This is a genomic window from Nocardia transvalensis NBRC 15921 (genome assembly GCF_000308875.1).
Lineage (GTDB): Bacteria > Actinomycetota > Actinomycetes > Mycobacteriales > Mycobacteriaceae > Nocardia > Nocardia transvalensis.
Genome location: NZ_BAGL01000057.1, coordinates 75,767 through 97,003, shown reverse-complemented (window position 1 = coordinate 97,003; position 21,237 = coordinate 75,767). Strand labels below are relative to the sequence as shown.

20 protein-coding genes are annotated in these 21,237 nt (G+C 67.9%); 7 read left to right on the top strand and 13 right to left on the bottom strand.

What is annotated here, in order from left to right:
* Positions 1 to 2 precede the first annotated feature (2 nt).
* Positions 3 to 3,494 carry a DNA polymerase III subunit alpha gene (gene dnaE, locus ON41_RS18865; RefSeq protein ID WP_051161886.1) on the bottom strand — a complete coding sequence of 1,164 codons (3,492 nt, stop codon included), beginning with the start codon at positions 3,492 to 3,494 and terminating at the stop codon, positions 3 to 5.
* A gap of 142 nt (positions 3,495 to 3,636) precedes the next feature.
* Between dnaE and ON41_RS18860 the strand changes: the two genes are divergently transcribed.
* Positions 3,637 to 4,620, top strand: a complete 984-nt coding sequence (locus tag ON41_RS18860) for a LysR family transcriptional regulator (protein WP_040748974.1) — start codon at positions 3,637 to 3,639, stop codon at positions 4,618 to 4,620.
* Between the two features lie 28 nt (positions 4,621 to 4,648).
* On the opposite strand, the gene ON41_RS18855 is transcribed toward ON41_RS18860, so the two are convergent.
* From ON41_RS18855 to ON41_RS18840, 4 genes are all read right to left on the bottom strand, one after another.
* Complete coding sequence (locus ON41_RS18855; RefSeq protein WP_040748973.1) at positions 4,649 to 4,831, bottom strand: hypothetical protein; 183 nt, start codon at positions 4,829 to 4,831, stop codon at positions 4,649 to 4,651.
* A gap of 109 nt (positions 4,832 to 4,940) precedes the next feature.
* Positions 4,941 to 6,584, bottom strand: coding sequence for a flavin-containing monooxygenase (locus tag ON41_RS18850; protein WP_276325740.1), 1,644 nt, complete (start codon positions 6,582 to 6,584; stop codon positions 4,941 to 4,943).
* A 48-nt stretch (positions 6,585 to 6,632) separates the two neighbouring features.
* Positions 6,633 to 7,877, bottom strand: coding sequence for a cytochrome P450 family protein (locus ON41_RS18845; protein ID WP_040748972.1), 1,245 nt, complete (start codon positions 7,875 to 7,877; stop codon positions 6,633 to 6,635).
* 181 nt (positions 7,878 to 8,058) lie between these two features.
* Entirely contained in the window at positions 8,059 to 8,625 is a 567-nt protein-coding gene (locus ON41_RS18840) for a TetR/AcrR family transcriptional regulator (protein WP_040748971.1), read from the bottom strand.
* An 86-nt stretch (positions 8,626 to 8,711) separates the two neighbouring features.
* Between ON41_RS18840 and ON41_RS18835 the strand changes: the two genes are divergently transcribed.
* Together ON41_RS18835 and ON41_RS18830 are read left to right on the top strand one after the other, a co-directional pair.
* Complete coding sequence (locus tag ON41_RS18835; protein ID WP_040748970.1) at positions 8,712 to 10,154, top strand: MFS transporter; 1,443 nt, start codon at positions 8,712 to 8,714, stop codon at positions 10,152 to 10,154.
* 11 nt (positions 10,155 to 10,165) lie between these two features.
* Positions 10,166 to 11,392, top strand: coding sequence for an FAD-dependent monooxygenase (locus ON41_RS18830; protein WP_051161860.1), 1,227 nt, complete (start codon positions 10,166 to 10,168; stop codon positions 11,390 to 11,392).
* Here ON41_RS18830 and ON41_RS18825 read toward each other — a convergent pair.
* Complete coding sequence (locus ON41_RS18825) at positions 11,355 to 11,945, bottom strand: TetR/AcrR family transcriptional regulator (protein WP_040748969.1); 591 nt, start codon at positions 11,943 to 11,945, stop codon at positions 11,355 to 11,357. The two genes, ON41_RS18830 and ON41_RS18825, sit on opposite strands and share 38 nt — an antisense overlap.
* Before the next feature lie 131 nt (positions 11,946 to 12,076).
* Between ON41_RS18825 and ON41_RS18820 the strand changes: the two genes are divergently transcribed.
* Entirely contained in the window at positions 12,077 to 13,018 is a 942-nt protein-coding gene (locus ON41_RS18820; RefSeq protein ID WP_246461595.1) for an alpha/beta hydrolase family protein, read from the top strand.
* A 26-nt stretch (positions 13,019 to 13,044) separates the two neighbouring features.
* Here ON41_RS18820 and infA read toward each other — a convergent pair whose 3' ends face one another.
* The 5 genes from infA to ON41_RS18795 form a co-directional block, all read right to left on the bottom strand.
* Positions 13,045 to 13,278 (bottom strand): translation initiation factor IF-1, encoded by a 234-nt coding sequence (infA, locus tag ON41_RS18815; RefSeq protein WP_040748967.1) that lies wholly within the window; start codon positions 13,276 to 13,278, stop codon positions 13,045 to 13,047.
* Positions 13,275 to 14,072 carry a GNAT family N-acetyltransferase gene (locus tag ON41_RS18810; RefSeq protein WP_051161857.1) on the bottom strand — a complete coding sequence of 266 codons (798 nt, stop codon included), beginning with the start codon at positions 14,070 to 14,072 and terminating at the stop codon, positions 13,275 to 13,277. The genes infA and ON41_RS18810 overlap by 4 nt, the downstream gene beginning before the upstream one ends.
* Before the next feature lie 195 nt (positions 14,073 to 14,267).
* On the bottom strand, positions 14,268 to 16,073 hold the full coding sequence (locus ON41_RS18805; RefSeq protein WP_040748966.1) for an alkyl/aryl-sulfatase: 1,806 nt from the start codon (positions 16,071 to 16,073) through the stop codon (positions 14,268 to 14,270).
* A 107-nt stretch (positions 16,074 to 16,180) separates the two neighbouring features.
* Entirely contained in the window at positions 16,181 to 16,732 is a 552-nt protein-coding gene (locus tag ON41_RS18800) for a dihydrofolate reductase family protein (protein WP_040748965.1), read from the bottom strand.
* A 29-nt stretch (positions 16,733 to 16,761) separates the two neighbouring features.
* Positions 16,762 to 17,244 (bottom strand): GbsR/MarR family transcriptional regulator, encoded by a 483-nt coding sequence (locus ON41_RS18795; protein ID WP_040748964.1) that lies wholly within the window; start codon positions 17,242 to 17,244, stop codon positions 16,762 to 16,764.
* An 87-nt stretch (positions 17,245 to 17,331) separates the two neighbouring features.
* Here ON41_RS18795 and ON41_RS18790 point away from each other — a divergent pair, with 87 nt between their 5' ends.
* Both ON41_RS18790 and ON41_RS18785 read left to right on the top strand, forming a co-directional pair.
* A complete protein-coding gene (locus ON41_RS18790) occupies positions 17,332 to 18,147 on the top strand; it encodes a class I SAM-dependent methyltransferase (RefSeq protein ID WP_051161856.1) in 816 nt (271 codons plus the stop codon).
* A gap of 115 nt (positions 18,148 to 18,262) precedes the next feature.
* Complete coding sequence (locus tag ON41_RS18785) at positions 18,263 to 19,579, top strand: cytochrome P450 (RefSeq protein WP_040749047.1); 1,317 nt, start codon at positions 18,263 to 18,265, stop codon at positions 19,577 to 19,579.
* Here the strand turns inward: ON41_RS18785 and ON41_RS18780 are convergent, their stop codons facing one another.
* Positions 19,580 to 19,762: a tautomerase family protein gene (locus ON41_RS18780; RefSeq protein WP_040749046.1), complete on the bottom strand. Its 183-nt coding sequence runs from the start codon at positions 19,760 to 19,762 to the stop codon at positions 19,580 to 19,582.
* 117 nt (positions 19,763 to 19,879) lie between these two features.
* Complete coding sequence (locus ON41_RS18775; protein WP_040748962.1) at positions 19,880 to 20,257, bottom strand: MerR family transcriptional regulator; 378 nt, start codon at positions 20,255 to 20,257, stop codon at positions 19,880 to 19,882.
* 48 nt (positions 20,258 to 20,305) lie between these two features.
* On the opposite strand from ON41_RS18775, the gene ON41_RS18770 reads away from it, so the two are divergent.
* Positions 20,306 to 21,187 (top strand): LLM class F420-dependent oxidoreductase, encoded by an 882-nt coding sequence (locus ON41_RS18770; protein WP_040748961.1) that lies wholly within the window; start codon positions 20,306 to 20,308, stop codon positions 21,185 to 21,187.
* The last annotated feature ends 50 nt before the right edge of the window (positions 21,188 to 21,237 follow it).

The window sequence follows — 21,237 nt, the reverse complement described above, 5'->3', positions numbered from 1 at the left end:
TGTCACCCCACACACGCAGACCCGAACAGCGCCTTCAGTTCCCCCATCAGCGCAGTGGACGGCTGCACCCGAAACCGCGGATCGATCGCCAGAAGCTGCGGACCGTTCCTGCCCACCAGCCGAATTCGAACCTCGGCCGGCCCCGGGTGCTGTTGCAGGGCTTCACGGAGGGTCCGGACGGAAGCGGGGGTGCAGGCTTGGACGGAAATAGTCACAGTGATGGGCCGGGACGCCGACAGCCCGGCGAGGTCGGGCACCGCCACGTGGTCCCCGAGCAGCGAGGTGCGGCCGTCGCGGATACTCACGTGCGCGGTCACGAGCAGGACCGCGTCCTCGGCGAGCGCGGTGGCCGCACCCGCGTACGCGCTGGGAAAGAACAATATCTCGGTGGCGGCGTCGAGATCCTCGAGCCGCACGATCGCCCACGGTTCACCCTTCTTGGTCACCCGGCGGTCGACCGCGGCCACCAGCCCGCCCACCACCACCTGCTTGCCGTGCCCGATCCGGCCCTCGGCGAGTACCGCGATCGGCGTATCGGAGCGTGCGGTCAGCGCCGGGGCGATCTCGTCGAGCGGATGCCCGGAGACGTAGAGCCCCAGCATCTCCCGCTCGAATCCGAGCAGCTGCGCGCTGTCCCATTCCTGATCCGGCACCGGCACCTCGAAGACCGCCGCGGCGTCGCCGGAGTCGTCGACGTCCCCGGAGAACAGATCGAACTGCCCGCGCGCCGCGGCCTTCTTGGTACCCATCGCGGCGTCCACCGCCTCGCCGTGCACCAGGTACAGGCCGCGGCGCGGATGGTTCAGCGAATCGAATCCGCCTGCCTTGATGAGGGATTCGACCACTTTCTTGGTGCAGGCGGTGGCATCGGCCTTGGCGAGGTAGTCGGAGAAACTCGTGAAGGCACCGGCGGATTCCCGTGCACGGACGATGGATTCGACGACGGGCTCGCCGACATTGCGGACCGCGCCCAGCCCGAACCGGATATCCGCGCCGACGCAGGTGAACGTCGCGGCGGAGTCGTTGACGTCCGGCGGCAACACTCGGATACCGCGTTTGCGGCAGTCGGACAGATAGATCGCGGACTTGTCCTTGTCGTCGCCGACCGAGGTGAGCAGCGCGGCCATGAATTCGGCGGGATAGTTCGCCTTCAGATAGGCGGTCCAGTACATGACCAGGCTGTATCCGGCGGCATGGGATTTGTTGTACGCGTACCCGGCGAACGGCAGCACCGCCTCCCACAGCGAGGTCACCGCCTCGTCGCGGTAGCCGTTGTCGCGCATGCCTTTACGGAAGGTCTCGAATTCCTGCGCCAGCACCTCGGGCTTCTTCTTGCCCATCGCGCGGCGCAGCAGATCGGCCTGCCCCAGTGAGTACCCGGCGACCCGCTGCGCGATCTGCATGATCTGCTCCTGGTAGACGATGAGCGCGTAGGTCTCGGACAGGATCTCCCGCAGCGGCTGGTCGAGATCGGGATGGATCGGCGTGACCGATTCCCGGCCGTTCTTACGATCGGCATAGGCCCAGTGCGCGCCGACGCCCATCGGGCCGGGCCGGTAGAGCGCGTTGGAGGCGACGAGATCGTTGAATTCGGTGGGCGCCATGCGCAGCAGCAGTTCCCGCATGCCCGCCGAATCCATCTGGAACACACCGAGATTGTCGCCGCGCGCGAGCATGCGGTAGGTGTTCGCGTCGTCCAGGCCCAGGGTGTCGAGGTCGATCTCGATGCCGCGGTTGTCGCGAATATTGGCCAGGCAGTCGCCGATCACGGTAAGCGTCCGCAGACCCAGGAAGTCCATCTTGAGCAGCCCGATCGCCTCGCACGACGGGTAGTCCCAGCCGGTGATGATCGCCCCGTCCTGCGGGCGTTTCCACAGCGGCACGACATCCATCAGTGGTTCGCTGGACAGGATGACCGCGCACGCGTGCACACCCGCCCCGCGCACCATGCCCTCGAGACCGACGGCGGTGTCGTAGATGCGGCGCACGTCGGGGTCGGCGTCCAGCAGCGCGCGCACCTCGGCGGCCTCGCCGTAGCGCTCGTGCGCGGGATCGGTGATGCCCGCGACCGGAATATCCTTTGCGGCCACCGGCGGCGGCAGCGCCTTGGTGATGCGGTCGGCGATCGCGAAGCCCGGCTGCCCGAAATGCACCCTGGCCGAATCCTTCAACGCCGCTTTGGTTTTGATGGTGCCGAAGGTGATCACCTGCGCGACCTTGTCCGCGCCCCAGCGGTCGGTGGCGTAGCGGATCATCTCGCCGCGCCGGCGGTCGTCGAAGTCGATATCGATATCGGGCGCCGACGGCCGCTCGGGATTGAGGAATCGCTCGAACAGCAGCCCGTGCTCGATCGGATCGATATTGGTGATGGCGAGCGCGTAGGCGACCAGCGATCCGGCGGCCGACCCACGCCCCGGACCGACTCGGATGCCCACCTCGCGCGCGTGCGCGATCAGGTCGCCGACCACGAGGAAGTAGGCCGGAAATCCCTTGTCGCGGATGATGTTCAGCTCGAACTCGGCCCGCGTCAGGTAGTTCTCCGGCACCCCGGCGGGGAAACGCCAGCGCAGTCCCGCGGCCACCTCGTGACGCAGCCAGCTGTCCTCCGTGTGACCGCCGGGCACCGGGAACACCGGCATCCGGTCGCGGAATTCCCAGACGTCGTCGTACGGTTCGATGCGCTCGGCGATGGCGAGCGTGGCATCGCAGGCGCCGGGAACCTCGTCGTCCCACAGCGCCCGCATCTCGGCTGCCGATTTCAGGTAGTAGCCGTCGCCGCCGAAGCGGAAGCGGTTCGGATCCGACAGCGTCTTGCCGGTCTGTATGCACAGCATCGCCTCGTGCGCCTGCGACTGCCCCTTGACCACGTAGTGACAGTCGTTGGTGGCCACCGGCGTCAGCCCCGCCTTCGCGCCGACGGCGAGCAGATCCGCGCGCACCCGGCGCTCGATCGACAGGCCGTGATCCATCACCTCGAGGAAGAAGTTGCCGGGCCCGAATATTTCCCGCCATCGTCCCGCGGCGTGGTACGCCTCATCGAATTGGCCCAGGCGCAAACGGGTTTGGACCTCGCCCGACGGACATCCGGTGGTCGCGATGATGCCCTCGGCGTGTTCGGCGATCAGATCGGCGTCCATCCGCGGCCATTTGCCGAGCTGTCCCTCGAACGAGGCCAGCGACGACAGCGTGAACAGATTCCGCAGTCCCGCGGCGTTTCTCGCGAACATGGTCATGTGCAGGTAGGCGCCGGACCCGGAGACGTCGTCGGACTTCTGCGACGGATCGCCCCAGAACACGCGCGTGCCGGAGAACCGGGACCCGGGCGCGACATACGCCTCGATCCCGATGATCGGCCGCACCCCGGACCGCTGGGACTGGCGGAAGAACTCGGCCGCGCCGTACATATTGCCGTGATCGGTCATCCCCACGGCCGGCATGCCCAGGCGTTCGGCCTCCGCGAACAGCGGCGCCACCTTCGCCATGCCGTCGAGCATCGAGTACTCGGTGTGGTTGTGCAGATGAACGAAGGACGGCTCGTTATCTCGACTCACCGGGTAAATATCGCCAGGTGAGGCCGTGTGAGTCGAACAATCGACACGCTAGGATGAACAACCATCGGTTGTCTTCGGAGGTGTGATGCCAGATCTCGATCTCGCCGCTGTCCGCGCATTCGTCACGGCGGTGGACGAGGGGCAGTTCAGCCATGCCGCGGCGATGCTGGGCATCAGCCAGCAGGCGGTGTCCAAGCGCGTCGCGAAGCTGGAGGCGCAACTCGGCGCCGCGCTGTTCGACCGCGTACCGGCCGGAATCGCGGCGACCGCGGCGGGTCGCCGCCTCCTTCCGCACGCGCGGTCACTGCTCACCATGGCCGATGTGGCGGTGGCGGCGGTACGGGACGATCCGCGTCCGCTGCGCGTGGCCGTGCAAGGGGAGCGGCAGGGTGCGTTCGAGCAGATGCGGTTCTATGCCGATCGCAATCCCGAATCCGATACCGAGATCGTGATTTCGACGACGTCGGTCACCTCACGGGACATGCTGGTCGGCGGCCGGGCCGACGCCGCATTCGCCCGGCCCCAGGGCGGCCCGCGCCCGCTTCCCCCGGAAATCGCCGCCGTGCCCGCGTATCTGGATGTGGCGCATCTGCTCGTCGGTAGGAATCACCCGCTCGCCCGGCGGTCGTCCGTGACGCTCCGCGAACTCGGCGATATGACGGTGTGGATTCCCGGTGCGGCGATCCCGTCGGAATGGGCCGACTTCTACCGTGCGTTGAGCGAATTCTGCGGCGTGACAATCGATACCACGTCCCGGGCGGACCTCGGCGGGTCGTCGCGGACCGGTGCGCATTCCGACGGTATTACGGCGATGCTCGATATCATCGGCGGCTCCGCCACGGTGGCCACGATCAGCGGCGACAATTTCCGTGATCCGTGGCATCCGCACATCCGGCGCCTGCCGATCGTGGACCCCGCCCCCGCCTATCCGCACGCCCTGCTCTGGTCCACCGCCAACTCCCACCCCGGGCTCCCGGCCCTCGTCTCCTATTTCCGCGACAACTACAACCGCGATATCGCCGTCGGCTGCTGGATTCCCGAACCCGATCGAGACCTGTTCCTGCCGTAAACACTGTTCGAGGGCATAATCGCTGTTTCTACTCGAGGGCATCAGCGTACATGCGCAGGATGGCGGCCTCGTCGTAGACGATCACCGGCCGCAGCCAGTTGTCGGCGTCGACGACCATCCGGATGCTGCGGGCAGGGCCCGACTCGGACATCCGCTCCGGTTCGGTCGACGCCCGCTGCGCCTCCAGCGCCGGTAGCTGCCACCCACTCATCGATCGAAACCCCTCGTCGTCCAGTCCCTCTGTGCTACCACCCGAGCATCGATGATGTTCCTTGCCTACGGCCCAACAAACGCTTAAATCCCCATGACTGCGATATCGGTCACCGCGTCAGGGTGAAACCGTCATAGTCGGCGGCGGCGACCTGGTCGCATTTCTCGCGATAGGCGCCGACGCCGCCGATGTACGCGTACATCACCCTCGGCTTGCCGGGCACATTCGAGCCCACGTACCAGGAGTCCACCTGCGGATAGAGCGTCATATTGCCGACTTCGTCGACGTGTCGCGTCCATTCCCGCTCCGCGTCGGGCTCGGCCTCGATGGTCGTGACGCCCTTGGACCGCATGGCGTCGATCGCGTCCGTCACCCAGTCGACGTGCTGCTCGATGGACACCATCATGTTCGACAGGACCGAGGGGCTACCCGGGCCCGTGAGCGTGAAGAGGTTCGGGAAGCCCGCCACTGCGAGACCGAGATAGGTGACGGGCCCGGCGGTCCACTTCTCTCGCAGCGAAGCGCCACCGCGGCCGCGAATGTCGATCGCGTCCAGCGCACCGGTCATCGCGTCGTATCCGGTGGCGTAGATGATGTCGTCGAATTCGAAACTCTCCTCGGTCGTCGCGAGCCCGGACGCGGTGACCTCGGTGAGCGGGGTCGCGCGAACGTCCACCAGCCGGACATTGGGACGATTGAAGGTCTCGTAGTAGTCCGTCCCCAGGACCGGGCGCTTGACGCCGAAGAGGCCGGTGGGCTGAAGCAGCCGGGCGACAGCCGGATCCGTCACGATCTCGGCGATTCGCTCGCGAATGAACTGGGCCGCGGTCTCGTTGGCGGCTTCGTCGGCCAGGAGGTCCGTGAATCCGACCAGCATGCTGACCAGCTCGCTGTTCTTGTCCTCCCATACCTTGCGGTAGAAGGCATTTCGCTCTTCTTCGCTCACCTCGAGCGCCCCCTTGGTGGCCTCGGGTTGCGCGATGCCGAAGCCCGATTCCCGGTTGGCCTTGCGCACTTCACGGTAGCGCGCCTTGATCCCGCGCTGGAATTCGGGATCGATCGGGTGATTGCCGGCGGGAAGGACATAGTTCGGGGTCCGCTGGAATACGGTGAGCGTCTCGGCCGCCTCGGCGACGAGCGGAATGACCTGCACCCCGGACGAACCGGTCCCGATCACCGCGACCCGCCGACCGGTGAAGTCCACCTCCTGCTCGGGCCAGTCGCCGGTGTGGAAGCTGCGGCCCCGGAACGTCTCGATGCCCGGAACCTCCACCATCTTCGGCACCGACAGACAGCCGGTCGCCATGATCGCGAACCGGGCCGAGACGACCTCGCCCCCATCGGTCGTGATCCGCCACCGCGCGGTGGACTCGTCGTACACCGCGGCGGTGACCCGGGTCCGCAACCGCACGTCCTTACGCAGATCGAAACGATCCGCGACGTGATTGACGTAGCGGAGCAACTCCGGCTGCGGCGGCAACTTCTCCGTCCACTCCCACTCCTGCTCGAGCTCCGGGTCGAAGGAGTAGTTGTAGTACATGCTCTTCACGTCGACGCGCGCGCCCGGATAGCGGTTCCGGTACCACGTGCCGCCGAGTCCGTCGCCCGATTCGTACACCTGCACCGAGAGTCCGAGTTCGCGCAACCGGTACAGCATGTGGAGACCGGCGAATCCGGCTCCGACGACGACTGCGTCGATCTCGCGAGCCTGCTGCCCGGTCGAGGATGCGGAGTGCTCCGAGGTCGTTGTCAACGTGGGATCTGCCTTTCGATGAGTCGCCGGATGCCTTCGTCTCGCCCGTCAGACGAGACGCATGGGCGGGCATGCCGGGAATCGAACCGGTAGTGCCGCCAAAGCGCGGTGGAACTGCCCCGGCCGCCAATCCAGGTGCTGCGCAGACGCTTGCGGGCGAATGTCCGGCAGGGCGTCGAGCAGCAGATCGATGCCCTGCGAGGCGATGGTCAGGCCGAGCGGCTGGGCCGGGCAGGCGTGCGGACCGGCGCCCCACGCCAGGTGTGACCGGTTGCCTCTGCGGTCACCGGCCACGACGGGATCGTTGTTGCACGCGGCCAGGCTGATGACCACCGGCTGATCGGCGGGCAGCCACGTATCGCCGACGAGTTGCGGCTGTCTGGGGTAGCTCACGCACCAGTTCGCCAGCGGCGGATCCTCGAACAGCACCGCGTCGATGGCGTCCCGGGTGGCCATGGCGCCGCTGAGGACCTCGCCGCCGTATTCCTCGTCGGTCATCAGGAGCAGCAGCGCGTTGAGGATGAGGTTGCAGGTCGGCTCCGTGCCCATCGAGAACAGCAGCGCCGCCTGATTCACCATCTCCATGAGATCGAGCCCGTCCGGATGCCGCAGCAGCTCCGAGGTCAGATCGTCGCCCGGCTCGGCCTGCTTCCGCTGGACGACCCCGATCAGCGCCTCGACGAAACGCTGCTGCCCCTCCTCGGCGCCGACGCCCTCGAGCATCGCGGCCATCCCCTCGTAGGCGGCGGCCGCGGCGTCGGCGGGAAAGCCCATCAGTTCGCTGAGGACGCGGAAGGTCAGCGGATACGCGTAGTCCATGCGCAGGTCGGCGGTACCGCTCTCGCAGAAGCCGTTGATCAGCGACTCGGCGGCCCGCGCGACCGAGTCGTGCACCCGGTGCAGGTCGACGGTGTCCAGCGCCGCGATGATGGTGCGCCGGTACCGCTTGTGTTCCGCACCCGCGGTGCGCAAGGCGTTCTGGCGATAGCCCAGCATCGGCGCCAGCGGGCAGCCCGGCGCGGCGTTCTGCTCCCATCGGCGGGAATCGGCGGGGAAATGATGTTCGTCGTTGAGGATCTGCACGGCCGCCTGGTGGCCGATCACGAGTGTCGCCGGTACACCCGGGGCCAGCTCGACCGGCACCAGCGGGCCGTGACGTCGCATGTCTTCGTAGACGCGGTGCGGATCGGCCGCGAACGAAGGGTCGTCGAGCCGAACCTGTGAGTCGGCGGGCGCGGGGGACCCGTACGCGATCGGGAATTCGCCCCGCGAATCCGGCTTTGTAGTGCTCAACGCGTGACCCTCGCGTGGTGTCCCTTTCTGCTTCTGCCTGCTGCGGGACGGCCTGGCATTCGTTGTGTGGGCACGTCAAGGCACCTTACCGGAAGACGTTGCAGTCCAACGTCTTTAGTAAAACCAGCGCCCGAACTTGTTGCCCGGGTATAGCTACCGGCGAGTTCATACGCGTCGCCGCTCAGCGGATCAGGGGGAGGAAGATCGTGTCGACTATTTCCTCGATCGTCTCCGGGGGGACCGGGCGGAGGGTCATCATCGCTTCGGCGCGGAGGAGGTCGAAGGGGAGGGCGGCTATGCGGGGGGTGAGTCTGGCGGGGTCGAGTTCGCCGCGGTCGATGGCGCGGCGCATGATCTCGTCGCGGCCGGACCGGCGGCCGGCGAGGAACGTCTCGCGCAGTTCGGTGAAGCCGGTGTCGGTTTCGGCGAAGTAGTCGCCCAGGAGCAGGCTGAGCTGGGTGAGGAAGGCGCCTCGTTTCTCGCTCAATTCGGTGAGGGTGGCGATCAGGTCGCCGCGCAGGGATCCGGTGTCCGCCACGGCGATCGGATCGACGGCATTGCGGCGCGCGACGGCGGCCTCGACCAGTTGCCGCTTATCCGCCCAGCGCCGATACAGCACCGGTTTGCTGGTGCCGGCGCGCTGGGCGACGGAGTCGACGGTCAGGGTCGCATACCCCTTCTCGCTCAACTCGTTCCAGGCCGCGTCGAGGATCGCCGCCTCGAGCGTCTCGCCGCGTCGCCGTCCCACATCACTCCTAAGAACCTTTGACGTTTCTTATCGACCTACCTTACTCTGATGAATAAGAAACTGGAACGTATCTTAAGGGAGTGTGTGTGAGCACCACAGACGCCGGACCGCGGAGCGGATGGACCGGGCAGCTCATCGGCCTGGTGGCCGTCCTGGCCCTGGTGAACTTCGTGACCGACTCGGCGGTCACCGCGCCGCTGCTCGTGCTGCCGGAGATGCTCGACCACTTCGGCACCGACCAGGCGGCGTGGCTCAATGCCACCGCGATGCTGGCGGGCGTGATGTGGGCGCCGCTGCTCGGCAAGAGCGCCGACATCTACGGCAGGCGCAGGGTGCTCGTGATGACCTTGCTCCTCAGTTGCGCGGGCGCCCTCATATGCGCCGTGGCGCCCAGCATCTGGATATTCGTGCCGGGACGCATGGTGCAGGGAGCGGCTCTGGCCGCCGTATTCCTTTCCGTCGCAATCGTTCGCGGTGTCTGCGCACCGCGCCTCGCGATGATCGTCGTGGGCATCGTGACCTCCGGCTCGGCCGTGCTCAATATCGCGTCTCGCTTCCTGATCGAGCGGCTGGCCGTGGAGTTCGGCTTCCGGATCCTGTTCCTCATCTCCGCTGTCGTCGCGGTCACGATGGCGATCTGCGTGCGCGGCGTCGTGCCCGAATCGCCGATCAGAGCCTCGGGCACGGTCGACATCGGCGGCGCGCTGCTTCTCGGCGGAGGTCTCGGCGGGGTGCTCGGTTATGTGAGTCTGGGACCCGATCTCGGCTGGCTGGCGGCCGGTCCGCTGGCGCTCCTGGCCGGTGGCGTCGCGGCCGGTGCCAGGTGGTTCCTGGTCTCGCGCCGGAAGTCCGACCCCTTGATCGACGTCCGGGATCTCGGCGGGCCGCTGGCGCTCACACTTCTCGTCGTCTTCCTCGCGGCCGGGTCGTACCAGAGCATGTTGCAGCTCATCCCGCTCATCGGTGACGTTTCCGCGGATCAGCGTCTCGGCTACGGGCTGGCCGATCAGGGATCGGTGGCACTGTTGCTCGCGGCGCCGGGGCTCGGGGTCACGGTCGGCGGTCCGGGGGCCGGATGGCTCGCCGCGCGCATCGGACCGGCCTCGACATTGGCCGCCGCGGTCCTGCTCGGGACGGGAGCGACCCTCGGGATGTTCCTCGGGGCGTCCCAGCTCTCCGCCGCACTCTGCTTCGCGTTCCTGCTGGGTGTCACGGTGGGAGCGCTCGGGACTTCCGGATTCACCATGGCGGGCAGCGTGGCGCCCGCCGCGCGGCAGGGCATCGCGTCGAGTCTCGTCATGGTCATGGTGTCGATCGGGTCGGTGGTGCTGAACTTCGTGGGCGCGGCCGTGCTCGCGTCGACCGCCGTGGTCGTCGACGGCGACACGGTGAATTCCGCCGCGGGCGTATTCGGTTGTATCGCAGTCGCTTCGGGCGCCTTCGCGCTGGCCGCGGTGCTGGTTGTCGTGCTCGTGCGAAGTACGCGACTCGACCGCGACGCGCCGGCGTCCGGTTTCGCGCGGACCTAGGAGGCGTGGATATGGGAACAGTCTCGAGAGGTACGGTCCTGATCTCCGGCGCGAGTATCGCGGGACCCGCCCTGGCGTTCTGGTTGCGCCGGTACGGATTCGCGGTGACGGTGGTGGAGAAGTCCACGGGCGTGCGAGGCGGCGGGTATCCGGTCGACGTGCGCGGGACCGGGGTGGAGGTGGCCCGCCGGATGGGAATCCTCCCGCGGCTGCGGGACGCGCACATCGACTCGCGCCGGATCACATTCCTCGATGCCGACGGCGGTACCGCGGCGGTGGTGGATCCGCGGGTGGTGGGCGGTGGGGGTGAGGGTGACATCGAGGTGCCTCGCGGAGATCTGACCGGAGTCCTGTACGAGGCCGTCCGTGATGATGTGGAGTTCGTATTCGACGATTCGGTCGACGCGCTCAGCGACCATCGTCACGGCGTCGACGTCGATTTCCGCAGCGGTAGTCGGCGCCGCTTCGATCTGGTCGTCGGTGCGGACGGGATGCACTCGCGCACAAGGGAACTCGTCTTCGGTCCGGAGCGGAGTTTCCACCGCTACCTGGGGTACTGCTTCGTCCTGTTCGCCATGCCCGACACCTTCGGGCTCTCCCGTGAAGTGCTGATCTGGAACACCCCCGGAAGGGCCGCCGCGCTCTACGCGACCGGAGACGGCGACGAACTGCACGCCTTCCTCACCTTCGCTCACCCCGGACCGCCGCACGAGGTTCTCCGTGATCCCGAGGCGCGGCATGACCTCGTCGCCGCCACCTTCGCCGGGGACGGGTGGGAAATCCCGGCCATGGTCGCGGCCCTGCGCCACGCGAAGGATCCGTTCTTCGACACCGCGAGCCAGATCCGCATGCCGTCCTGGTCCCGCGGCCGGGTCGCCCTCGTCGGGGACGCCGCGTACGCCCCGTCGTTTCTCACCGGGCAAGGGTCCAGCCTCGCGCTCGTCGGCGCCTACCTGCTCGCGCATTCACTGGCCTCTCGGCGGGATCACGCCGCGGCCTTCGCCGCCTACGAACGCGACCTCCGCGGATTCGTCGAACTGAATCAGGCGCAGGTAGGTACGGGCGACGCGGCGCTCTTCCCGACCACCGCCGAAGCCCTCGAGAAGCGCAACCGCACACTGCGTGGCCTCACGGTGCCGCCACGGGACACCGGGCGTCCGGCCCATACGGCCCTCACGCTGCCCGATTTCGCGTCGGCCGCTACCGCCGGCATCCGTCGAGTAGAAGGCGGATGGTAAGGCGCACTTCGTAATTCGGGTCGGCCATCTCCGCGCCCGCGCAGATGTCACCGATCGCGCGCATCAGCTGGTAGGCGGGGATGTCGGCGGTGACCTCGCCCGCATCGCGGGCGGCGGTGAGGAGATCATCGAGTACCGGAACGAGGCGGTCGAGGAACAGCGCGTGCAGGGCGGTGAAGCCCTCGGGATCGTTGCGCGTCGCGGCGGCGAGCCCGTGTTTGGTGATCAGGAAGTCCGCGAAGAGGTCCACCCAGCGGCGCAGTGCGGCGAACGGCGAGTCCTCGGCCGCGAGCAGGGTGGGCCCGGCCTCGGCGCAGGCGTCGATCTGATGCCGGTACACGGCCGCGACGAGATCCGCCCGGGTGGGGAAGTGCCGGTAGATCGTGCCCATGCCGACACCCGCCGCGGCGGCGATCCGGCGGACCGGCGCGTCCACCCCGTCGGCGACGAACACCGAGGCCGCGGCATCGAGCAGGGCCCGCTCGTTGCGCCGCGCGTCGGCGCGTTTGGCCGGGCTCGGGGCGGCCGGTCTCTTCTCGTCGCCCGGGTCCACGTGACACCTCTTCCATGGTCGTCCTTGCCAAGCGGAACAGCGCTCCGTATATTCGGAACAGTGCTCCGCTTGAAGTATAGGCGGTACCCGTGGCCTCCGGCCGCGCCCACTTCCCTCGAAGGACCACCCCCATGCCCGGACCAGATATGGCGGCCCGCAGCGCCGTTCCCGCCCTGACCACCCCGATCATCAGCGTCAAGCCCGTCGTCCTGCCCGCGCCCGAACGCGGCGACGACCTACAGGTGCGGGTGTCCGCGCCCGTCGCCGGCGCCCGCCTGCCGGTCGTCGTCCTTGCGCACGGCTTCGGCCAGTCGATGGCCTCCTACGACCCGCTGGTCGACTATTGGGCGAGTAACGGATTCGTCGTCGTGCAGCCCACATTCCTCGATTCGCGGACCCTCGGACTCACTCCCGCCGATCCCCGGTACCCGGACATCTGGCGCATCCGGGTCCGGGACGTCACGCGTGTGCTCGACGACCTCGACCGGATCGTCGCCGCGATTCCGGGTCTCGACGACCGTGTCGACCGCGAGCGGATCGCCGTCGCGGGACATTCCTGGGGCGGCCAGACCGTCGGCATGCTGCTCGGCGCGCGCGTCGTCGGCCCGGACGGCCCCGGACCCGATCTGACCGATGAGCGCGTGAAAGCCGGTGTGCTGCTGGCGAATACCGGTTTCGGCGGCGACACCCTGACGCCGTTCGCGGCGCAGAACTTCCCCTTCATGAGCCCGGACTTCGACCACCTGACCACACCGACCCTCGTGGTGGCGGGCGATCGCGACCAATCCCACCTCTCGACCCGCGGCCCCGACTGGTTCACCGACGTCTACTTCCACAGCCCCGGCGCGCGGAGCCTCCTCACCGTCTTCGGCGGCGAACACTCGCTCGGCGGAATCCACGGCTACGACGCCGCGGACACCACCGACGAGAGCCCCGAACGCGTGGCACTGATCCGCCGCGCTTCCTGGGCCTACCTCCGCGACGCCCTCGGCATCGAGGAGACGGCCTGGAAACAGGTGCGGACCGACCTCGCCCAGGCCCCCGACCCGATCGGGCGCATCGACGACAAGTAGGCGAGGGGTCCGCCCCGGTTCTCCCGTTATGTCCTGTACCGGAACAGGATTCGGCCGCGGGTGAGGTCGTAGGGGCTCAGTTCCACGAGGACGCGGTCCTGCGGCAGGATCTTGATGTAGTTCTTGCGAATCTTGCCGCTGATGTGCGCGAGTACCTTGTGCCCGTTCGGAAGTTCGACCGTGAACGTGGCGTTGCGCAGGCACTCGACGACGGTGCCCTCGATCTCGATGCCCTTGCCGTTCTTCGCCGTATTCGTCATAGCAGCACCAGTTCCAGGTTGCTGCCCGCGCGCCGGCCGATGCCGTCGAACAGGGCGGCGGCCGCGGTGTCGGCGTCGTGCACGTACGCCGATACCGTGTCGATCCCGGACCCGTGCAGCGTGCCGAGCGCGCTTGCCAGCAGTGCTCGGGCGATGCCGCGGCGTCGATGGCCGGCGCGCACGGCGACGAGTTCGATACGCGCGTGCCGTCGCCGCGTGGCTGCCCGGAGTATTCCGGCGTATTCGCCGGACCGGGTCGCGACCGCATACCGTCCGGGATCGATCGGGGCGGGCCCGCCCTGGCAGGCGATGATCTCGACGGGCATGAGGCCCCGGCCGCCGGTGGCGTCGATTTCGGCGCGGATCATGGTGTAGGCCTTCAGAAGTGGTTCTTCCTGGGCCGTACCGACAGGCAGGATCGTCACGTCCGCGGGGATCGGTGGCGAGTCGAGACCGGTGTGCCGCGCGTCGGTGGAGGCTAGGTATTCCCACTCGCGACGGTGGGTCGTGAAGCCGGTCCGTTCCCACGCGGACCTCAGGTCGGTGTCGGTCTCGTCGACGAGCGTGTATAGCGGTGCCGGTAGCTCCGGCAGCATCGCGGCCGCGAGGTGGTCGAAAACCGTGTCGTGCCAGGAGTCGATGCTGAGGAAGATCCGGCCGTCGGGTCTGCGCGAAGCCTCACCGCGGCCGACGATCCGATCGTCGGCCACCGCGTGCCACTGCGTCCGCGTGATACGGGTGATGTCGGCGGTGGGCTCATCCGCGCCCCGAGTAAAAGTGGAATTCGAATGCATTGTCTGTCGCCTTTCGGGATGCCTTGTTGCTCAGGCGCTCCCGGCGACAGCTACATCGTTCGCCCGACCGTGACGACGACAGGGAGCACCCATATCGATACAGTGTTCATGGGTCTCACCTCCTCGCGTGCTGTCACGGCGTCCCGGAGGTTATCAGCTCCGCCGACGACCGGGCCAACCCTTTTCTCCGATCGTTCAGGGGGTGACGATCGGGAAGGCCGGATCCTGCTCGTCGAGGAGCGCGAACAGTCGCTGTAGAGCGGCGGGGTCGCCTTCGGTCGTGATGCCGTCCAGGCCCTTTCCGGCGAGCAGGCCCAGGAGCTGGGTCTTGGTGAGGGTGAGTGTGAGGTCCACGGGTGCGGCCGAGCGCGGATCGGGGGTGCGGATGAGGGCGCCGTTGGACAGCGTGGTGCGCAGAGTGGTGGCCGGATCGGTGAATTTCCAGTCGATGCACAGGGTTTCGGCGGCGGCGCGGGGTCCGTTGACACGGATGGCGAGGGTGTCGAAGAGCTGCTCGATGCTGAGCGCCGCGGCCATGCCGGCGCCGAGATCGAGTTCGGGCGGGGTGATGCCGTCGCGGAGTTCCTTGGCGCCGCTGAGGTAGAAGCCGCGCCAGGTGGCGTTCTCCGCGCCGTAGCCGAGGCGGGTGTACACCTCCGCCAACGCGTCTCGCGCGTCGCCGTGGTCGGGTGCGGCGAAGACGGCGTGTTTGAGCAGTTCGGCGGCGAAGCGCAGGTCGCCGTCGGCGGCGTACTTGCGGCCCTGCTCCACGACCGTGTCCACGCCCCCGATGACGTCGACGTAGCGTTCGGCGAGGGCTCGCGGCGGATGCTGCCACAGCGAGCTGGGGTGGCCGTCGAACCACCCGAGATAGCGCTGATAGACGGCCTTCACATTGTGGCTGACCGAACCGTAGTAACCCCGTGCGTGCCAGGCGTTCTCGAGCCCGGGCGGCAGGGTGATCTCCTCGGCGATCTCGACGCCGGTGAGGCCCTGGTTCATCATGCGCAGGGTCTGGTCGTGCAGGTAGATGTAGAGATCGCGCTGCTCGGCGAGGAATCGGGTCAGGTTCTCCGTGCCCCAGGTCGGCCAGTGGTGGGAGGCGAACGCGACGTCGGAGTCGGCGGCGAACAGTTCGATCGCCTCGTCGAGGTACCGCGACCACATGCGCGGGTCACGGACCAGGGCGCCGCGGAGGGTGAGCAGATTGTGCAGGTTGTGGGTGGCGTTCTCGGCCACGCACAGGGCGCGGCGGTGGGGGAAGTAGAAGTTCATCTCCGCGGGCGCCTCGGTGCCCGGAGTGATCTGGAAGACGATCGGCACACCGTCGAGGGTTTCCTGCTGGCCGGTGTGGGTGATGTCGAGCGTGGGCGGGATGAGTCCCAGGCTCCCGTGCGAGGTCTGGATGCCCAGACCGGTGCTGACCTGTCCCTCGGGTCCGATGGGCAGTGTCGCGCCGTACATGTAGTTGCCGCGGCGGTTCATCGCGGTGCCGGCGTACACGTTCTCCGCCACGGCCTCGGCCATGAAGCCGGCCGGAGCGAGGATCGGAACGTCACCGGGGCCGTCGGGCAGCACACCGTCGACGCCGCCGAAGTGGTCGCCGTGCGAGTGGGTGTAGATGACGCCGGTGACCGGGCGGTCGCCGCGATGTTCCCGGTACAGCGCGATCCCCGCGGCGGCGCACTCGGCGGAGATCAGCGGGTCGATCACGACGACTCCGGTGTCGCCCTCGACGAGGGTCATATTGGAGATGTCGAATCCCCGGATCTGGTAGATCCCCTCGGTGACCTCGAACAGGCCGTTGCGGCGGCACAGGCGGCTCTGCCGGAACAGGCTGGGGTTCACGGTGTCCGGGCAGTCCCCGTCGAGGAAGCCGTAATCGGACAGATCGAAGACGACACGGCCGTCGGCCGTGGTGAACCGCACCTGGTCCAGGGTCGCGATGAATCCGCGCTCGGCATTGTCGAAGTCGGTGTGGTCGGTGAAATCCGGCGCCATGGCAGCTCCTCCAGGAATGACCGTTCCAAGCCAGGGCGATTCTGTCCCGATTCCGCCGTCCCGGCCTCACCCGATGCGGGTGAACCCGGCGGCTATCGAGCGGGGCCTCAGTCGGTGAGGTAGCGCATCAGCACCACGTTGCTGAAATGCTTCGTCTCGACCAGGCGGAGTGGGATGCGGGTGTCCAGCGGGGGGAACATCGGTGTGCCGCCGCCGAGGACCATGGGGGAGACGAACACCTGGTACTCGTCGATGAGGCCGTGGGGCATCAGCGAGGCCGCGAGGCTCGCGCCGCCGACCTCCATGACGCCGTCGCCTTCGGACTTGAGCCGGCGGACCTCCTCGACCGCGTTCTCCGCGACCAGGGTGCTGTTCCACCGGACCTCGGTGAGGGTCCGGGAGAAGACGACCTTGGGCTTCGCCGTCCAGAGTTCGCCGAACTCGCGCTGGATGGGCGGCGCGTCCTCGGGCACGTGCGGCCAGTACTCGGCCATCAGCTCGTACAGCCGGCGGCCGTGCAGCGAGACCTCCAGCGCGCGATACCTGTCGTTGTGGAACTGGTGCAATTCGTCGTCCGGCTCGGTCCAGTCGATCGCGCCGTCGCGATCGTTGACGTATCCGTCCAGGGAGACGGTGAATCCGTAGATCAGTTTCCTCATGACTCGTAGACCTCCTCCGCGCTCGAAACTCATCGGTGGTCGCGTTCGGCCGCTTGGAGCCGCCGCCACTTGGCCATCGACTGATCGATCTCCTCGCGCAGGAACGCGAAGAACCGGCGCGTCTCGTCCAGCCGCCGCCCGGCGGGGGAGTCGGGGCCCAACAGCGCCGTGCCTTCGTCGGCGCTGGTCTGGACCTGGACCAGGACCGGATCGGACTGGGTGACGTAGTGGCTCCAGGTGTGCTCGTGGATCCGGCAGAAGTCGCGCCGACTGCCGGGTTCCCGGCCGCGTTCGACCAGCCGCACCTGCGCCAGGTATTTGACCGCCCCCGAGATCGCCGACGGGCCGACGCCCAGTTGTTCGGTGAGTTCGGCGGCCGACAGCGTGCCGGAGTCGGTGACCATCAGCGCCGCGTACACGCGCGCGGCCATCCGTGGCATGCCGGATTCCACCATGACCTGTGCGAACCGTTCCCGGAAGTCGGCGATCGCACTCTCGTCGGCTCGCGTCACCGATGCAGCCTCCTCGATGGTGCCCTCTGTGGTCAAATTCCATCACATATTTCACGAATTTCGTGAAATATGAGTAGCGTAGGTGGTGTGCAAGACACCGAACTCGCCGGAGTGCAGCAGACCGCAAGCCCCGTCCTCAAGGCCAAAGCGCTGGACAACCGGCTGCCCGATCCGATTCTCGGCGACGCGTACGCCGAGCGGGTGATGCGCCGCCTCGATCCCGACTACGACAAAGGCAGATTCGGCGCCAATCAGATGGGCCTCGCCGCCGTCGTGCGCGCCAAGGTCAACGACGACTGGGCCCGAAGCTATCTCGCCGAGCACCCGGATGCGGTGGTGCTGCACCTGGGCTGCGGCCTCGACGCCAGGGTGTATCGGATCGATCCGCCCGCGACCGCCGACTGGTACGACCTGGACTACCCCTCCACCATCGACCTGCGGCGACAACTCCTCCCGCCGCGCGAGCACTACACCCTCATCGGTTCCAGCGTCACCGACCCGACCTGGCTGGACCGTATCCCGCGCGGCCGTCCGGTGCTGATGATCGCCGAGGGACTGGTGCCCTACCTGACCGAGGAGGAGGTCCGGCGGCTGCTGACCGGCGTCGTGGACGCGTTCCCCGAGGGCCGGATACAGTTCGACACGGTGGCGGTCTGGGCGTGGCGCACCTCGAAATGGGACCCCACCCTGCGTAAGTACGGCACCCAATTCCGTTGTGGCTTCGACGATCCGGCCGCCCTGGCCGAGTGGCATCCGCGCCTCGAATTCCTCGACGAGGCCCCGATGAACGACTCACCGCTGCTGATGGCCAAGGCCCCCGCGAACGCCCGCCGCATGTTCCGCCTCCTGAACCTGCTACCGGGCATGAGGCATTCCAGCCGCATCCTGCGGTTCCGGTTCTGAACCGCGTTGCCCGCTTGGGTATTTCACCAAAAATACCTACTGGCTGGTTGTGATCGTGTACACCTACATGATCGGCGGGGCCGGTAGCTGGTCGGAAACCAGGCGGGTGAGTGCTATGAGCGGACGCGACAGAGCGCCGGGACCGAAGCTGCCGATCGACATCCGGCGCTATCGCCGGGATGCCGCCGATATCGCCCTCGACCTGCATCGCCGGTACGGCGACATCGTCCGGTATCGGGTGGGGCCGCAGCTGGTCCATTCGGTCGCCGCGCCGGAACTGATCGGCGAGATCCTGCACGATCGGGACTCGTACCGGCGCGGCAAGGTGTACCGCGGTTTCGATCTGTTCCTCGGTGACGGCATGCTCACCGCGGACGGCGAGAACTGGCGGGTTCGCCGCCGGGCCGGGCAGCCGCATTTCCATGCCGGGCGGTTGCACGCGGCGATCCCGGCGCTCACCGCCGCCGTGCACGCGCTGCTGGACCGCTGGCAGGCGCGCGCGACCGCGGGCGAACCGATCGATCTCGTGCCGGAGGTGATGCGGCTGACCTTCGACGCGGTGGGCCGCGCGCTGTTCGGCGTCGAGTTCGGCGACCGGGCCGGGCAGGTGGTCTCCGTCGGGCCCGCCGTGCTGTCGGCGATATTCCCGGGCAGCCCGGAGCAACTGCTGCCGGGCTGGCTGCCGACGCCGGTACGCCGCCGGCTGCGCACCGCGCAGAGGGTATTCGACTCGGCCGCAGCGGATCTCCTCGAGCACGCCCCGCCCGCCGGTGGGCTGCTGGCCGAGCTGCTCGCCGCCCGCCGCCGCGACACCGGGACCGCGCTGACCAGGGCGCAGATCGCCGAGGAACTGCGGACCTACCTGTGGACCGGTTACGAGACGACGGGCTGCGGGCTGGCCTGGACGCTGTTCGAGATCGCCCGGCATCCCGGCGTGCAGGAACGGCTCCGCGCGGAACTGGGCACGGTGCTCGCCGGCCGGGCGCCGGGCGCGGATGATCTGCCCGATCTGCGCTATCTGCGGCAGGTGATCGCGGAGGCGTTGCGGTTGCATCCGCCGATTCCTTGCTTTCCGCGAGAACCGGTGCGGGCCATCAGGATCGGTGGATATCTGATTCCAGCGAGATCGACCGTCTTCGTTGTTTCCCATGTGGTGCACCGTGATCCGCGCTATTGGCCGGACCCCGATGTCTTCGACCCCGATCGCTTCGCGCCGGAAGGCCCGAAAGCGCTGCCCTACACCTACTTTCCCTTCGGCGGCGGGCGTCGTCGCTGCATCGGGGCGCCGCTGGCCGAGCTGGAGCTGATGGTGGCGGTCGCGTTGATCGCGCAGCGCTTCCGGCTCGTCGCCGAGCCGGAACAGACTGTGCGCGAGCATTTTCTGGTCTCGCTGCGGCCGCAGCCGGGGGTGCTGCTGGGCCTCCGGGCGTGACTACTTGTCCGCCTGAAGCGTGCCGCCCACCGCGTATCGGTCGGCCGCATACTCCTCGACCCAGATGTGCACGGCCTCGGCGGGCGTCTTGTAGGCGTCGACGAACGCGTCGGTGATGCGGCGCACCAGCTCGCGGGTCGCCTCGGGTGACTTGGGCAGCTGCTGAACGATCACGTTGGGCATGGTGAACTCCTCGACTCTCCTTGATCCACCGGCGTTTCCGGCGCTGAGGACCAGTTCAGCCGACTTCGCCGCGCCGACCAAGATCCACCCTGCGAAGACACTGATCACGATCGGTGATCAATGGGCCCGGCGCTCGTCCGGTACGGGCACACCGGAGTCGACGAGAATCGAGGCGAGCAGGTCGCGAGAACGGGCGAGGTCCGTGGCCAGGGCGTCCATCCGGCCGATCTGTGATTGCAGGATCGCCACGACTTCGGCGCACGGCTCGATGCGCGGGCTGCTGTCTCGCGTGCACGGCAGTACTCGGGCGATGGCGTCGGTGGTCAGCCCCGCCGCCAGCAGGGCGCGGATGCGCTGCACCGTGTCGACGGCGGAGACGTCGAAGGTCCGGTAGCCGTTGCCGTGTCGCGCCGCGGCCAGCAGACCCTGCTGCTCGTAGTAGCGCAATGCGCGGGTGCTGGCGCCGGTGCGCTGTGCGAGTTCACCGATCCGCATATCGTTCACCTTGACCTTGACGCTGATGTCAATGTTTACCGTACCGGCATGCGGATCGGAATCTTCACGGGCGTTACCGACGAAAGTATCGGTCCGGGCGAACTTGCCCGGGCGGTGGAGGATCGTGGCTTCGAGTCACTGTTCGTGGCCGAGCACACCCATATCCCGGTGACCGTCACCACGCCGAATCCCGGCGGGGGAGAGATACCGCGGGACTATTACCGCAATTTCGACCCGTTCGTCTCGCTGGCGTTCGCCGCCGCGGCGACGGAGCGATTGCGGATCGGCACCGCGGTCGCCCTGGTGGTCCAGCGCGACCCGATCATCCTCGCCAAGGAAGTGGCCAGTCTCGATGCCGCTTCCGGAGGGCGGTTCGAGTTGGGCGTCGGTGTCGGCTGGCTGCGCGAGGAGATGCGCAATCACGGCACCGATCCCCGCACGCGAGTCGCGTTGCAGCGCGAAAGACTGCTGGCGATGACGGAGATCTGGACGAATCAGCAGGCCGAATTCCACGGTAGCTTCGTCGATTTCGACCCGCTGTATTCCTGGCCGAAACCGGTTCAGCGACCGCGCCCGCCGATCTGGCTGGGCGGCTGGGGACCCTCCACCCACGACCGCATTCTCGACCATGCCGACGGCTGGCTCGCCCCGGTCGGGATCCCGCTCGACGAACTGGAGAAGGGAATCACCGACCTGCGGCAATCAGCCGCCCGCCGCGGCCGCCCACCGATACCGGTCATCGCAACCCTGTTCCAGCCCCGGCCCGGCGACCTGGACCGCCTGGCAGAACTCGGCGTCCATCGCACCCTGCTCGGCATCGTCCCCGTCCTGCCACGCGACGAGGCGCTGCGCACACTGGACCACTTCGCCGCCGTGCGCCGCGGCATCGGCTACCGTGGCGAGGATGGGGGCAGCGTGCCTGATCTGTGACAAACACCGTGGCCGGGGAACGCTGGTCGGTCCGACGATTTTCGAGGACG